This window comes from Stenotrophomonas sp. STEN035, from assembly GCF_056759935.1.
Window position 1 is genome coordinate 24,978 of sequence record NZ_JBRRDY010000041.1, and the last position, 14,256, is coordinate 39,233.

The window sequence follows — 14,256 nt, forward strand, 5'->3', positions numbered from 1 at the left end:
TGATGCGCATCACACTCCGCGGACATCAAGCGTGCGTGTAGGTGCCACGCATCAAGGTTTCGCTCGGCAACTCGCCAAACACCTTGCGGTAATTATCGGCGAAGCGCGACAGGTCCCACAGGCCACAGCTGAGCGCAATCGACTTGACCGATTTGCGTCCAGCGTCAGCGCTGGAAAGACTGCGGCAGGCCTCGCACAGGCGCAGCATCGACAGGTAGCGCACCGGCGAAATACCCACCAGTTCCTCGAACGCATAGCGCAACGCGCGTTCGCTCACGCCAGCCGCGTCGCAGAGCTCGTGCATATAGATATGTCGCCGCAGGTTGGCGTACATCATGTCTTCGGCACGACGGAAGATCAGATAGCGGGCGCGACGACTGCGATTGCAGCCACCACGCTCGGGCGGCCCGCCGGTGACGATTTCCTTGACGTGCGCATCGAGCATGGCGTCGATCTCTTCGGCGCCCACCTCGCCTTCGCGGATACGCTCATGCAGCCCCTGGTAATAGTCCTGCAGCGGCACATGCGGCCCAGCACTCAGCAAGGGAACGGCCGCTGATTCATCGACCAATCCCCCCAGTCGTTGCGCTGCGGCGCGCTCCTGGAAGCGCTTCAGCGGCACCAACACAAAGGTCACGCGACTGCCTGCGCCCAGCGCGAATTCGGTAATGCCCTCGGGCATCACCGACACAATGTTTCCCGGCAGCAAGGGCACGCCATGGCACCAGCTGCTGTGCGGATCGACCGATTGCAGGCATCCCAACAAGCACCAATCCAGTGGCAGCATGAATCGGCCGCGCGTGCGTGCACCTATTTCGAATGTGCACAGCAATGCCTGGTCGTGGACAAACGAAGTGATGGACGCCGACGGCGGCTGGTCATCAAGCAACACGAGCTCAACGTGGCACACGCGTAGCGTGCCGCTCAGCGACGCCAGATCACATGACCTCAAACCATTTACGCCGACACCCGCATCCATGTGAAAGCCTTTGCGCGTCCCCGATCAGGACCCGCTTCAGAAGCCCGACCATCCGCTGCAGATCGTAAAAGGCAACCTGCAATCCCCTGCCGCACAGCCTGAAACCCACATTACGGAATTACGCCCTTCAATCCATTGAACGTCTTTCGTTGCGATGGATACTGACAAAGAAAACAAGTCTTCACGCGGACTCCGCCACTCGCGTTTAGCCAAGTCCATCACATGTATGAAAAACAATTCATTCTTGCCGAATATGCGCATCCGCGTACGGGGCCGATTGCAATGATGTTTCCGGGCATGCGCTGCATGCCGACAGGGGACAACGGAAGCAAAGGTAGGTAACTGCCGACACTACCCGGCAGCCTGAGCGACCGTCGGCACACTCTTGCCGGTGTCATGCGTATCCCAATGACCTCAATCGGGCAGCAATGCCCATCGCCCGGCTATCTGTCGGTGCAACACCGGCACCGGGTCATCAGGGAGAACATCATGAACGCACAGCTGCGCAGGTTTTTCCGGGAAGAAGACGGTGTCACCGCACTTGAGTACGGGCTGCTGGCCGCAGTTGTCGCAGGCCTGATCATTTTCTTCGCACGCGATGGCCTGATGGCCGTCTTCCAGACGGTGCTCGACAAACTCACCGCGCTGGTCAACGGCACCGGCGGCACTACCCCGGCCAGTTGAACAAGGGTCGCTGCCATGACCATCGCCTGCCTGACAGCGTTGCTGCTTGGAGCCCAGGTCGCGATCAGCGACCTCATGGCCCGGCGCGTCTCCAACCGCGCACTGCTGGCCGTGCTCGGCTGTGTCGCGGCGATGCAACTGTTGCAGATCGGCAACCCGCCCTCGTTCGCCCAGTGCCTGCTTGGCGGCGTGATAGGTCTGGCTGCCTTGCTGCCCTTCTACGCCATTGGCTGGATGGGTGCGGGTGATGTGAAGCTGTTTTCAGTCATCGGCTTCCTGCTGGGCAGCACTGTTCTGCTGCCGATCTGGCTGATCGCCAGCCTGGCAGCAGGCGCCCATGCACTGCTTGTCATTGCCTGGACGCCAGCAAGCGGTTACGCCCCACTACGACTGCAGCGGATGGTGCAATCACTGCAGGGTTCCAGCTTGATCACTGACTTGCAGATGGACCTGCGTGCGGCACGGTGCGGCCGCAGTGGTATTCCGTATGCGGCGTACATGGGCATCGCGATGATCGCGGTCGTGGTACAGGGAGGTGCTTATGTCCCGGCATGAGATGACCTGCCGCCGCGTACGCGGCGTGGTAACTATCGAGTTCGCGCTGATGATGATGTTCGGCGTGCTGCCGCTGCTGTTGATCACCTTTACCGGGGTGATGATCTTCGCCGCCCAGCAGACCTTGGCACTTGCCGCAGGTGAAGGTGCACGCGCATCGCTGCGCTACGGCACCACCGCCGAACGGCGCAGCAATGCCTGCCAGGCTGCCGCGCGCTCGATGCAATGGTTGTTGAATTACTCCGGCACAGCCGCCGGCTGCAGCAGCGCCAGCGCTGCACCCATCGCCGTCTCTCAACCTTATGCCTGCGCTGCCGATAGCTCGGTCAAGTGCATCAAAGTGATCGTGTCCTACGACCATGACGCACACCCCTTCATGCCGGGCACCGGCACCTTGATGGGCTGGAGCATGGGCAAATCATTGAGCAGTACCGCCGTTGTTCAACTGGATCTAGGCGACCGCTGACCGCGGACTCCAAGGGGGAGGAGCTTCAAGATGCCGAAGGCAATACGCATAGCTGCAATCCTGCTGCTGGTACTGGCAGCACTGTTGATGGTGCTGGCATTTGGCATCGGCCGCCGGGCTGCGCCCGCGCCAGAGGATACGGTTGCCAAGCAGGCGCCGGCCAGTGTGCCCAAGCGCATGCTGGTGGTGGCAAACAAGGACCTGCCCGCCGGCCGCCCCATCACCGCAGCTGACCTGTCCGTTGTCGAAATGGCATTGCCACCGACCAGCGGCTACGCCGCCATCAGCGAGGTCGAGGGCCGCACCCCGGCGCTGAACATCGCCGCCGGTGCGCTGATCACGCCCGAGCAGCTGCTGCAGGGCATCGCCATCGGCATCAAACCCGGCGAACGTGCGGTGGCGGTACCGGTCGACGAGCTGGCAGGTGTCAGCAACCGGGTCGCACCAGGCGACTACGTCGATGTCTTCATGAGCCTGCAGGATCCCGCAGCCGGCGCCAGTGGCCAGGCAAATCCACAGGCCCGCCTGCTGCTTTCGAGGTTGCAGGTTCTCGGTTATGGCAATGCCGACGTGTCGCAGGCGCGTCCTGCCACAAGCGAACAGAGCGACGCAGTGTCCACCACCTCTCCGGAGCCGGGTAGCCGCGCCGAAACCATCGCCGCACGCGACAATCGCGGCTCCGGCACTACCAGCAGCGATGCGCCGCAGGCGCGCAGTGCGATTCTTGCCGTGCCGGTGCAGGACGCAGGACGGCTGCTGCTGGCCGCCCACAGCGGAAAATTGTTCCTGGCCCTGCGCAATCCCGGCGATACCGGCCTGGCCGATGAGGCGCTGTTTGCGCCACCGGCACCGGTGCTGGCGCTGCGTCGCGATCTTGATGGCGCCGCCGAAGCAGCCACCCGGCCGGAGAACCGCGCCTATGCCGGTATCGACCTGAATGCACTGGCCGGCGACAACAACGCCCGCACGCCAGCCGCTGGTGCGAACACGACTGCACCGCCGCGGCGCCGCACACCACGACCAGCGACACGGCAAGGCATCGAGATCATTCGCGGCACCACCCCAGACAACCGCCTGTCTTCGCCATGAACGGAGGCTCTCTCTTGCACCAGCGCTCTTCCATCACCGCATCAACCTTGCTCGGCTTGACCCTGCTTGGCTTGGGTGGCTTTGCGCCGCCGGCCACGCAGGCAGCGCAGGCACAGGTAATGACCAACAGTGTCGTGCTCGAACTCAACGAGCAGCGCCCGTGGAACCTGCCTGCTGGCGTCGAACGGATCGCCATTGCCGATCCGTCCATCGCCGATATCACCCGCATTGGCCGCAACAGCGAAGCCCTGCTGGTGGGCAAATCCGCGGGTAGCACCACCCTGTTGCTGTGGTTGCAGAAGCAGGCGACGCCCACCCGCATCCGCGTGGAAGTGCGCAATGCCGTGCAGGGCGGCCTGCTCGATGGCGGCGGCAGCCAACTCACCGTGCAAGGCGGGCAGGCCCTGCTCTCGGGCAGCGCAACCTCTCTGCTGGAGCACGAGGCCAGCCGCAAGGCCGCGGCATCGGCGATTGGCGACAAGGGCGTGATCAGCGACGCAGCCACCATTGCCAACGGCGGCGTGGTACAGGTCGAGGTCAAGGTGGTGGAGTTCAATCGCAGCGTGCTGCGCCAAGTCGGCATCAGCTTCAAGAACATCAATGGCGGTTTCAGCTACGGCATCACTTCACCGGCCGGCAGCAGCGATAGCGGAGGCGCCCTGTCTTCGGCGTTCAAGCTGGTGGCCAGTTCGCTTCCGGGCGCATGGAGCGCCAACATCGATCTGCTGCAGGCCAACGGCATGGCCCGGGTGCTTGCCGAACCCACGCTGGTTGCGTTGTCTGGCCAGAGTGCCAGCTTCCTGGCCGGTGGCGAACTGCCCATTCTGGAACCGCAAGGCCTGGGCACCACCACCGTCACGTTCAAACCGTTCGGCATCGGCCTGACCGTCACCCCCACCGTATTGTCGGCAGACCGGATCGCATTGAAGGTAGCACCCGAGGCCAGCGACCTGGACTACGCCCGCGGCATCACCCTCGACGGCACCCAGATTCCGGCCATTTCCACCCGCCGCGCCGACACCACGGTGGAGCTTGGCGACGGCGAGAGCTTCGTCATTGGCGGACTGGTGAGCAGCCAGCTGTCCTCCAACGTCAACAAGATCCCTTTGCTGGGCGACATCCCGATACTCGGCTCTTTTTTCCGCAACCTCAGCTACAAGCGCGAGGACAAGGAACTGGTGATCGTGGTGACACCTCGCCTGGTCAAACCGTTGGCGCGCGGCACCGAAATTCCGCTGCCTGGCCAGCGCGAAGTACAACCCAAACTCCCGGTCTGGGGCGCCTGGCTGGTGCACCCGGCCAGCCCCGACCAACTCCCTGGCTTCTCACGCTGAAGTGCGCCCATGCCCCCGGTGATGCCCTTGCCCCAGACCCAAAGCCATCCCGAATTGAATCTGCTGCTTTACGCACCGGATAACCGCCACATGGCGCGTCTGGGGGCGGCACTGGCGGGGCAGGCCAATCTGCACTGGGTCGATAGTCGTGAAACCAATCCGCGTCAGTTGCTTGAAGCTGCTGCGGGCCCGGCATTCGTACTGCTCGACTACTGCGGTGGCAATGCCGCCTACTCCACCGACGTTGCCCGGCAGCTGCACGCACTGCCCGGCTGTCCGGCGCTGATCGGACTCGGTACTGCCGGTCCGGACCAGGCGGTACACCTGCTGGCAGCAATGCGCGCCGGCGTCTGCGATTTTGTCGATATCGACAACAGCACGGCGCAGATGCTGGAGGTATTTGAGCGCGTAGCCGTCACCCCCGGTCCTGCACGTGCAACCGCCGCACCGGAACTACGCCCCGATGGCAGGCTGATCGTGCTCTTGGGTGTGCGCCCCGGCGTAGGCACCAGCACCTTGGCAACCCACCTGGGCGTAAGCTTGGCCGAACAGAATCCGGTCTCGCCCGATGCAGCCGCCCTGCAAGGCTGGTTGCTGCTGATCGACCTGGGCCAACCCGCCGCCGATGCCGCGTTGTACATGGGCATGGAGAGTCACTTCAGCTATGAGGAAGCGCTGCGCAGCGTCGAGCGCATGGACCGCACCTTCGCCGGCACCGCGTTTTCCCACCATGCCAGCGGCATGGCACTGCTCGGCATCGCCAGCGGCAGCCTGCTGAAAAAGCATGAACCCATCTCGCTGCTCGACCGTCTGCGCAGTGTCTTCCCGCTGAGCCTGTGCGATGTCGGCGGCCTACCGGTGCAGCTGCTTCCCACCACCCTGCTGAAGAGTGCTTCCGAAGTCTGGTTGGTCACCGATCAGGCGATCGGCTCGCTGGTGTCGCTGGACCAGACCATGCGCGAGCTGGAAAGCCGTGGCCTGCGCGATGAGCGCCTGCAGCTGATCGTCAACCGCTTTGACCCCAATGGCGGGCTCGCTGATACCCAGATCGCACAACGCTTCGACCTGCCACTGCTGGCCACCATCCCGGACCGCTCGCGGGTACTGCGCTCCAATGCAGGTCTTGGCCGTCTACTGACCGATGCAGCGCCACGCGACCCCTATCTCAAGGCACTGCTGCCTTTGCTGCAACGTCTGGACCGGCGTCGTCTCACCGCCCCCCTGACCACCGCACCGGCCTCTCCACTGGCTCGTCTCGCCAATCTGCTGGGTAGATAACAATGGAAGACAAAGTCACCCCCTTGTCCCCGCGCATCGCCGCTGCTGCACTGTCAGTCGAACCGACTCCCAGTGTGCCGTTCGAGCAGACCGAGCAGTTCCAGACCGTGCTGTCGGCCGCCCACGAATACCTGCTCAACCATGTCGAGGATCAGCGCGTCGATATCGACTCGTGGTCGCCGGAGACCATCGGCAAGTTCGTGCGCACGCAGACGGCCGCCTTCGTCAAGGAATGGAAGATTCCGGTCAACGCCTACGAGATGGAAGCGGTCGCCAGCGCCCTGCACAAGGAACTGACCGGCTTTGGTCCACTGGATGATCTGCTGCACGACCCGGAGATCGAGGACATCCTGATCAACGGTTACAAGGACGTGCATGTCTCGGCCGGCGGCATGCTGCGCCGCTCGACCCAACGCTTCAGCGATGATCGCCATCTGCTGCGCATCCTGCGCCGCATCATCGCCCCACTCGGCCGCCGCCTGGACGACTCCAATCCGATGGTCGATGCGCGGCTGCCCAATGGCGGCCGCCTCAATGCCATTATTTCGCCCTTGGCCGTTGATGGCCCCATGGTGTCGATCCGCAAGTTCCGCAAGGACCCGTTCACCCCCGACGAACTGCTCGGACTTGGCGCCTTCGACAAGCCTATGTACGCCCTGCTCAACGCGATGGTACGCGGCCGCTGCAATATCCTGATTTCTGGCGGTACCAGCTCAGGCAAGACCTCGCTGCTCAATGCGTTGGCAACCTTCATTCCCCACAACGAACGCGTCATCACCGTTGAAGACACCGCCGAGCTGGCCCTGAACCATCCTCATGTGGTGCGACTTGAATCACGCATGGGCGGCTTCGACGGCAGCGGTGCAGTCAGCATCCGCGAGCTGGTACGCAACAGTCTGCGCATGCGCCCGGACCGCATTGTGGTCGGCGAGGTACGTGGCGCCGAAGTGCTGGAAATGCTGCAGGCGATGAACACTGGCCATGACGGTTCAATGGCCACCGTGCATGCCAACAATGCCCGCGACTGCCTGTATCGACTGGAGATGCTGGCCGGCTTTGCCGGCTTCCAGGGTAGCGAGGACAGCCTGCGCCGGCAGATAGCCGGCGCCATCGACTTCATCGTGCAGATTTCGCGGCTTGGCAGTGGTCGCCGGGTGATCGTCTCCATCACCGAGATCACAGGCGTCAGCGACAACGTCATCACCAGCCAGGAACTGTTCAAGCACGAGGCCTGGTTTGATCAGGACAGTCGTGAACGCGATCGCTGGGTGGGCCTGGGCTTCCACCCGCACTGCCACAAGCTCGAGCCGTTTCGGCAGGAGCTGCGCGAAGCCAACATGGGGAGCTTCCCTTCATGATGCTGCCGCTGCTGCTGGGGAGCTTTGCAGTACTGCTGGTGGCCTTGGCCATGGGCCTGTGGTGGGGCTTGGCTACCCGCGTGCAGCAGCGCGCTGCCGCCAGCCACGCCGATACCCGGCTGTCGCAGCCCGATCCGCAGCGCGCCGCCGAGGAAGCGCGCAACAGCCGCCCACCAAGCAGACGCTGGGCCGAACTACTGCGCCGGGCCGGGTTGAAGGACTCACCGCGCACCTTGGTATTGATCGCGCTGCCCGGCATCGCCGCCACCATCGGCGCGGGCCTGCGCCTTGGCAGCGCCTGGTTTGCGGCCTTCGTACTGCTGCTGTACCTGCTGGGCGTGGCACTGTGGCTGTACCGGCGCATCGACAAGATGCAGCAGCGATTGGTCTCGCAGATGCCGGACTTCCTGGAAAACATGGTGCGCATGGCTGGCATCGGCAACAGCTTGTCAATGGCTTTCCAGAGTGCGACCCAGAATGTCGATCCGCCACTGCGACCAATACTCGACAACGCACTGACCTATACCCGTGCCGGCATGGACCTGGACCGCGCCCTGCAACACGCCGCACAGGCCTATCGCCTTCGCCCCTTGGAAATGCTGGCGGTGATCCTGGGCACCAGCATCCGCATCGGCGGCCGCAGTGATCAGATCCTGCAGCGCATGAGTGACTTCATGCGCGATCTTGAAGAAGTGCAACGCGAACTGCAGGCCACCACTTCGGAAACCCGCATGTCAGCCTGGGTACTGGCCTTGCTGCCGGTCGGTGCGGCGTTGTCGATGGCACTGATGAGTCCGGACTTCTTCCAACCCATGTTCCATGACCCGCTCGGCAAGAAGATCCTGCTGATCGCGGTACTGCTGGAGCTGTTCGGCGGCTTCCTGCTGTACCGGCTGGCCAAATCGCTATGAAACCATCCATCGCAACTCCCCTTTGCCGGAGAGCCGCATGAACCTGCTGTACACCATCGCCATGATGCTGGTGGTGCTGGCCCTGGTGCTGGCCGCGGCCGGCCTGCTCTACCGCGGCCGCCGCAGCCAACAAGCCGGTGCAGCATTGCAGAGCGCACTGGACACAGCCCAGCACGTGGAACAGGACAACACACCAAAGACCGGCTGGTGGCGGCAACGTCTGGCCGACCTTGCCGCGATCGGCCAGCACTTCGACGGCAGCCGAGTGCAAAAAGCGCTGTTGGCGCCGGAAGACAAACTACTGCTGGAGCAAGTGGGCTGGAACCACAACACCGGCACCGCCGCCTTCTTGGCCACACGCCTGTTGCTTGCTTTGTTGATGCCGTTCATCGCCGTGCTGGTGCTGCGGCCACATGGCGGTGACACGTTGATCGTCCTGCTGGTCGGCTTTGCATTGGGCATTCTGCTGCCCAAACTACTGCTGCGCAGCTGGGCCTCCCGTCTGCGCAAAAAAGTGGACGACGAACTGCCGCTACTGATCGACCTGCTGCGCCTGCTGCAGGGCGTCGGCTTCAGCATCGACCAGAGCCTGCAGATGGTCGGCGAAAAGCTGCATATCGCCATCCCGGTACTCGGCCGTGAACTGCAACTGGCAAATGCCGGTTACAGCCGCGGCCGCAGCCGCGCGCAATCGCTGCGACGCCTGTCCGATTCCTTCGACAACGATGACCTGCGCAGCCTGATCCAGATGGTGTTGCAGGTGCACCAGCACGGCGGCGCGGTGCAGGAACCACTCAAACAATTCGGCATGCGCCTGCGCGAGCAACGTCGCATGAAGATGAAAGAGAAGGTCGGCAAGCTCTCGGTGAAGATGACGGTGGTGATGATGATCACCCTGCTGCCGGCATTGATGCTGGTATTGGCCGGTCCCGCCATCATTTCACTGGCCGCCGCGATCAAGGGGATGTAATGAAAGCCGAACTGATGAAGGCCAAGGCACTATTGCTGATCGTACTGATCCCTGCCTTGCTCGGCGGCTGTGGCGGCAATCGTGCGGCCTACAAGCAGCCGCCGGTTGAACCTGCACTGGTGGAAGCCACCCAGGATGATCGCGGCATGTATCTGGGGCTACTCAAACAGATGCAGCAGCAGGGCGCCTACTACGCCTCGCTGGCGCATATCGACGCCTTCCGGCAGCGCTTCGGCGACAGCCCGGAGTTGCGCATCCTGCAAGCCAATGCACTGCGTGAAACCGGTGATGATGTGGCCGCAACGGCGATCTACCGCAGTTTGACCAAGAGCACGCAAGCCGCACCGGCCTGGCACGGGCTTGGGCTGATCGCAGCCGCGGCGCGTGACCGCGAGGGCGCGCGACTGGCGCTGGACAACGCAGTTCGGGCCGACCCACTCAACGTCGCCTACCTCGGTGACATGGGCTTTGCGTTGTTGCAGGCCGGCCAGGTCGAGCAGGCCAGGGCACCGCTGGCCAAGGCAGCCGAACTGGGGCCGGACAATATCCGCGCCATTTCCAATCTCGCGCTGTGGGCATTGCTATCGGGGCAGGCAGCGACGGCAGAAAGCATGATCCAGCGCGCGAACCTGCCACCGTCGACCCGGAGCGAAATCTACCGGCTCGCACAGGCCCTGCGGCAGCCAGTAGCCGCCGCAGGGCCTGCCGCAACGGCAGCAACCAATTCGCCCGCCGTGGCGACGCTGCAGCCGGCTGCCAGCGGCACGCAGGTACCGCGTCCTCCCGGCTCGATGCTTGATCGTTTCAGCCCCTCGTCGACCACTTCGCAGGAGGTAACGCCATGAACCGAGCAGCATCCTTTGTCGCTGTATTGCTGCTGGGCGCACTCGGCCCCACTGCAATCGCGGTGGCCCAGCACGCGCCGTTGATCGAACGCATGACCGATACCAGTACCGCCGCTGACACAAGCGCTGCTACCAGGGTCAGCGCAACTACGATGGCCGGCCCTACCGCTGCGGCTACGACGAGCGCATCAGCCAGCGCCTTCGCCGACCTGCCCCGCTCCCAGGTGGGTGACACCACCCGCGCCCTGCTGCAGCTGCAGGCCGACAACAGCCGTCCGGGCACCGCACTGCCAATGCTCGGCGAAGCCGCCAGCCGCAGTTACCAGCGCTACCTCAACAGTTTTGACCACCCCATCCCCGAGTACTTCGAAGCTGCGCTACCCAACCCCAAGCAAGGCGGCGGCAGCCGCTGAGGCCCACCATGTACAGCCTGCGCCCGTCTTCACCCTCACTGTCACGCGCGCTACACGATCTCCCCCACAGCGTACGCCAACGCGGTGGCGCGGGTCTGACGATGCTGTTGCTGCTGCTTGGGCTGGTGGTGATACTCGGTCTGGTCGAGGTGGGCTACCTGTATTGGAGCAAGCGTGATGTACAGAAGACCGCCGACCTGGCTGCGTTGGCTGGCGCCCAGCGTTTGGAGCTGTGCACCACCGATTACAAAGACAACCTGGCTGCGCGCAACAATGCCGTCACCGACAATCGGTTCGCCGGCCAGCTGGCTATAAACTGTGGCTACTGGGGTGCCGAGCTTGCACCCGGCGCGCGTTTTGTCGGTGTTGCCAGCAGCCGCCCCTTGAATGCCGTGCAGGTTACTGCCTCACGGCAAGCGGTACCGCTGCTGGGCCAGCTCACCTCCCTGCCACGTATCAGCGCCACCGCTGTAGCCAAACGCACGCCCCCCCAGGCGGCTTTCAGCGTCGGTTCGCGGCTGCTCAACACCAACAGCAATGCGCCGCTGCAGGGAATACTGCGATTGGTAGGTGTCGATCTGACTCAGACCCAGATCGCAAGCTATCAGGGCTTGGCCGACCTGAAGATCACCCCGCGCGGCCTGCTGCAGGCATTGGGGATTCCCGTTGCCACCGACATCAATGTAGGTGAATTGAACAGCCTGCTCGCCGCCAACCAAGTATCCGTGGGCAAACTGCTGGACGTCATGGCTACGCTGGCCAACCAACAAGGGCTGGCTGGGGTTGACCTGCGCCTGCTGCAGCAGAAGCTGCTAGGCGCCGGTATCAGCAACGCACTGGTGCAGCTCGGCTCCACCGCCAGCAGCGCAGGCCTGTTCGCCAAGATCGCGGGAGGCAGCGAAGCAGCCAACGGCGCGCTGGATATAGATCTCAATGCGCTCGATCTGCTTGGCACAGGCATCTCCGTCGCCAATTCCAAGCACGCCGTCGAGGTACCGCAGCTGGACCTGCTCGGCCTGCTCAAAGCCAAGGCAAGCATTGTCGAGCCCGCCTCGATCGGCATCGGCCCGGTCGGCACCACCGCCTACAACAGCCAGGTTCGGCTGTTCCTGGATATCGACTCGCAACGGATTCCCGCACTCGGCACGGTACTGAACTGGTTGGGCACGCGCATCAAGCTGCCCACCTACATCGACGTGATCGACGGCTTCGGCCAACTCACCGCCATCGATTGTTCAACCCAACCGGCGACGGCCAAGGTCGACGTTACCAGTGCCATCGCCAACGTCTGCATCGGCAAGGCCACCACGCCATGGGACTCCACCCGCGAGCTGTGCCGCACCGGGCTGGGCAACGAGACGCTGATCAGCCTGCTCGGCCGCGATGTGCTCAACAAGAAGATTTCGCTGGAAGCACTGTCACAAAGCGATCAGCTGACCTTGAGTCCAGGCCAGACCGGCACGGTCAAACCCAATGATCTGAAAGTAGGCAAGCTGGTATCGGACCTGGTCGATGCCTTGCTCGGCACCGTGCAATCACTGTTCGCCCCACAGGGCAACAGCAGCGATGCGGCCAAGGATCTGGCCGTGCAGTATCTGGAAGCCACCAAGAAAAACGGCTTGTACCAGCCCGCCGTCGTGGTTCAGGCCCTGACCAACGGCAACAGCGACGCCAATCTGCCGGCATTGGGCAGCTGGACCACCGAAATCCCAACCTGCGAAAGCTGGCTTCTGGGCTGCACACCGAAAAAGGTGCAGGGAGACGTCTGGCAGGGCTTTCTCTACGAAACCACGATCAGCAAACCCAGCGTGCTTGGCGGCCTGCTCGACGTACTCGGGCTCACATCCTGCCAGGGCCTGATCGCCGGCCTTGCCTTCAATGACTGCGTCAGCAACTCGCTGGCCAAATACCTGCAGACCAAGCCCGGCGGCCTCAGCGGTAGCGGCGGCTACAACCCGGTCACCGGCAGCGGCAGCTGTGGCAGCGTCCTGTGCCTGCTGCTCAAACCGGTCATCGACAACACCTTGCGGCCGCTGCTCGATGGCGTCGGCAACCTGCTGTCAAAGCTGCTGTCGGATGTGCTGGGCCTGCAGCTGGGCCGTACCGACGTGCACATGCAGTCAATCCAATGTGGCCGCAGCCAGCTGGTCGAATGAGGGCCGTCCCAAACAGTGCAGACGCCCACACCGCAATGCTTTCCAGCGCCAGATCGCGTGCTATGCTCGGGTACGAACAAGGCGCATTCATGAAATGCGACGGCCATCGCAGTTCGGGGGAATTACGGGGACTTATGAGAAGGATCGAAATGCTTCCGAGCCGGTTTGGCTGTGCACTATTCCTGGTCATTGGCCTGCTCACGGCACCCGCCGCGATGGCTGGCCGTTGGCAGCGCGGTGAAGCCGAGGTACCGGCAGCCCCCGCCAACAGCGAAGACAGCGCCGTGGGCAACACCGTGGCCGAGCTGCAGCGGCTGATGGGCAACCATGAGCTCACCGAGCTGCGGACCACCTACAACGGCAACTATGGCGCCAGCCTGCTGTTTCACGCCGATTCGCTGAACTACTACGTAGCGCTGTTCCACGAGAAGGAGTTCTGGCGGGTAATCCGCACCGACTCGGTGGAGAACGCCGAATCGCTCTACCTCACCTTCGCCGAACAGACCAAGCAGTTGGCCCAGGTGTATCTGGACACCATCCGCCTGCAGGCCGGCAAGGGCTATAGCGAGAAACTGGTAGCGATGAACGAGCGCCGCCTGCGTGGCCTGCAGCAGGAAGTGGAGCAGCAGCGCCAGCAGTCGCTGCAGGTCAGCAACGCCCTGCAGGAGCGCAAGCAGCAAGCCGTGGCGCTGAGCTCGGACCTGCGCGCCACCAACACCCAGCTGGAAGCCTTGAACCAACAGATCAAGGCCTTGCAGGCACAGCAGGTCAATCCCGAGTTGACCCTGCCAGCCACCCCCAGCGTCGCCCCGGCTACCGCGGCCACCCCGGTGATCCACACGAGCCAGGAACCGGCCAGCCACCCCTGAGGCCCCACGCTTCAGCGAGAGACAGCGAACGCCGCCTTCCTTAAGGAAAGGCGGCGTTTTTGTAGTGCCGAGCCATGCTCGGCAAGGGCCTGCCCGGCAACGCATCAGCCCCGGACCGACCGAAGTAGCAGCGCAGGGTAGGCTCGGACCATAAGCCGCGAAGCCAACACTGCATCAGCCCGCGAAGAGCATACCCCTCCCCAACCCTCCCCTTCGCTACGCGAAAGGGAGGGGGCAGAAACGTAGTGGCCCGCCCAACAAGGGAAAGGGAGGGCCGGGTGGAAGACCTCCCACACACGAAGGGGCCAGAGCCGCAATAAATATAAACGTTGGCGTAACAACCAGCAAG

Annotated in this window: 14 protein-coding genes; 13 read left to right on the forward strand and 1 reads right to left on the reverse strand. The window is 63.4% G+C overall.

The window, feature by feature from the left end:
* Window positions 1-25: 25 nt before the first annotated feature.
* Window positions 26-979 carry a helix-turn-helix domain-containing protein gene (locus ACVOLL_RS17945; protein WP_481514121.1) on the reverse strand — a complete coding sequence of 318 codons (954 nt, stop codon included), beginning with the start codon at window positions 977-979 and terminating at the stop codon, window positions 26-28.
* A gap of 489 nt (window positions 980-1,468) precedes the next feature.
* Between ACVOLL_RS17945 and ACVOLL_RS17950 the strand changes: the two genes are divergently transcribed.
* The 13 genes from ACVOLL_RS17950 (at window position 1,469) to ACVOLL_RS18010 (ending at window position 13,907) form a co-directional block, all read left to right on the forward strand.
* Window positions 1,469-1,663, forward strand: a complete 195-nt coding sequence (locus ACVOLL_RS17950) for a Flp family type IVb pilin (RefSeq protein WP_481514122.1) — start codon at window positions 1,469-1,471, stop codon at window positions 1,661-1,663.
* A 15-nt stretch (window positions 1,664-1,678) separates the two neighbouring features.
* A complete protein-coding gene (locus ACVOLL_RS17955) occupies window positions 1,679-2,218 on the forward strand; it encodes an A24 family peptidase (protein WP_481514123.1) in 540 nt (179 codons plus the stop codon).
* The gene (locus tag ACVOLL_RS17960; protein WP_481514124.1) at window positions 2,205-2,684 is read left to right on the forward strand and encodes a pilus assembly protein; all 480 of its coding nucleotides are present in this window, start codon (window positions 2,205-2,207) and stop codon (window positions 2,682-2,684) included. Before ACVOLL_RS17955 ends, ACVOLL_RS17960 begins: the two co-directional genes overlap by 14 nt.
* A 30-nt stretch (window positions 2,685-2,714) precedes the next feature.
* On the forward strand, window positions 2,715-3,773 hold the full coding sequence (gene cpaB / locus ACVOLL_RS17965) for a Flp pilus assembly protein CpaB (protein ID WP_481514125.1): 1,059 nt from the start codon (window positions 2,715-2,717) through the stop codon (window positions 3,771-3,773).
* 119 nt (window positions 3,774-3,892) lie between these two features.
* Window positions 3,893-5,107 carry a type II and III secretion system protein family protein gene (locus ACVOLL_RS17970; protein WP_481514135.1) on the forward strand — a complete coding sequence of 405 codons (1,215 nt, stop codon included), beginning with the start codon at window positions 3,893-3,895 and terminating at the stop codon, window positions 5,105-5,107.
* Between the two features lie 27 nt (window positions 5,108-5,134).
* Complete coding sequence (locus ACVOLL_RS17975; RefSeq protein WP_481514126.1) at window positions 5,135-6,385, forward strand: CpaE/TadZ family protein; 1,251 nt, start codon at window positions 5,135-5,137, stop codon at window positions 6,383-6,385.
* A 2-nt stretch (window positions 6,386-6,387) separates the two neighbouring features.
* On the forward strand, window positions 6,388-7,743 hold the full coding sequence (locus ACVOLL_RS17980) for a TadA family conjugal transfer-associated ATPase (RefSeq protein ID WP_481514127.1): 1,356 nt from the start codon (window positions 6,388-6,390) through the stop codon (window positions 7,741-7,743).
* Window positions 7,740-8,654 (forward strand): type II secretion system F family protein, encoded by a 915-nt coding sequence (locus ACVOLL_RS17985; protein ID WP_481514128.1) that lies wholly within the window; start codon window positions 7,740-7,742, stop codon window positions 8,652-8,654. The genes ACVOLL_RS17980 and ACVOLL_RS17985 overlap by 4 nt, the downstream gene beginning before the upstream one ends.
* A gap of 37 nt (window positions 8,655-8,691) precedes the next feature.
* Entirely contained in the window at window positions 8,692-9,624 is a 933-nt protein-coding gene (locus ACVOLL_RS17990) for a type II secretion system F family protein (RefSeq protein WP_481514129.1), read from the forward strand.
* Window positions 9,624-10,469, forward strand: a complete 846-nt coding sequence (locus ACVOLL_RS17995; protein ID WP_481514130.1) for a tetratricopeptide repeat protein — start codon at window positions 9,624-9,626, stop codon at window positions 10,467-10,469. The genes ACVOLL_RS17990 and ACVOLL_RS17995 overlap by 1 nt, the downstream gene beginning before the upstream one ends.
* Entirely contained in the window at window positions 10,466-10,882 is a 417-nt protein-coding gene (locus ACVOLL_RS18000; RefSeq protein WP_481514131.1) for a DUF3613 domain-containing protein, read from the forward strand. The genes ACVOLL_RS17995 and ACVOLL_RS18000 overlap by 4 nt, the downstream gene beginning before the upstream one ends.
* Window positions 10,883-10,890: 8 nt before the next feature.
* Window positions 10,891-13,038, forward strand: coding sequence for a pilus assembly protein TadG-related protein (locus ACVOLL_RS18005; protein ID WP_481514132.1), 2,148 nt, complete (start codon window positions 10,891-10,893; stop codon window positions 13,036-13,038).
* Window positions 13,039-13,187: 149 nt separating this feature from the next.
* Window positions 13,188-13,907, forward strand: a complete 720-nt coding sequence (locus tag ACVOLL_RS18010; RefSeq protein WP_481514133.1) for a DUF2968 domain-containing protein — start codon at window positions 13,188-13,190, stop codon at window positions 13,905-13,907.
* The last annotated feature ends 349 nt before the right edge of the window (window positions 13,908-14,256 follow it).

Coding starts and splice junctions, on each gene's coding strand:
- ACVOLL_RS17945 (WP_481514121.1), bottom strand. CDS start 979: ATGGATGCGGGTGTCGGCGTAAATGGTTTGAGGTCATGTGATCTGGCG.
- ACVOLL_RS17950 (WP_481514122.1), top strand. CDS start 1,469: ATGAACGCACAGCTGCGCAGGTTTTTCCGGGAAGAAGACGGTGTCACC.
- ACVOLL_RS17955 (WP_481514123.1), top strand. CDS start 1,679: ATGACCATCGCCTGCCTGACAGCGTTGCTGCTTGGAGCCCAGGTCGCG.
- ACVOLL_RS17960 (WP_481514124.1), top strand. CDS start 2,205: ATGTCCCGGCATGAGATGACCTGCCGCCGCGTACGCGGCGTGGTAACT.
- cpaB (WP_481514125.1), top strand. CDS start 2,715: ATGCCGAAGGCAATACGCATAGCTGCAATCCTGCTGCTGGTACTGGCA.
- ACVOLL_RS17970 (WP_481514135.1), top strand. CDS start 3,893: ATGACCAACAGTGTCGTGCTCGAACTCAACGAGCAGCGCCCGTGGAAC.
- ACVOLL_RS17980 (WP_481514127.1), top strand. CDS start 6,388: ATGGAAGACAAAGTCACCCCCTTGTCCCCGCGCATCGCCGCTGCTGCA.
- ACVOLL_RS17985 (WP_481514128.1), top strand. CDS start 7,740: ATGATGCTGCCGCTGCTGCTGGGGAGCTTTGCAGTACTGCTGGTGGCC.
- ACVOLL_RS17990 (WP_481514129.1), top strand. CDS start 8,692: ATGAACCTGCTGTACACCATCGCCATGATGCTGGTGGTGCTGGCCCTG.
- ACVOLL_RS17995 (WP_481514130.1), top strand. CDS start 9,624: ATGAAAGCCGAACTGATGAAGGCCAAGGCACTATTGCTGATCGTACTG.
- ACVOLL_RS18000 (WP_481514131.1), top strand. CDS start 10,466: ATGAACCGAGCAGCATCCTTTGTCGCTGTATTGCTGCTGGGCGCACTC.
- ACVOLL_RS18005 (WP_481514132.1), top strand. CDS start 10,891: ATGTACAGCCTGCGCCCGTCTTCACCCTCACTGTCACGCGCGCTACAC.
- ACVOLL_RS18010 (WP_481514133.1), top strand. CDS start 13,188: ATGCTTCCGAGCCGGTTTGGCTGTGCACTATTCCTGGTCATTGGCCTG.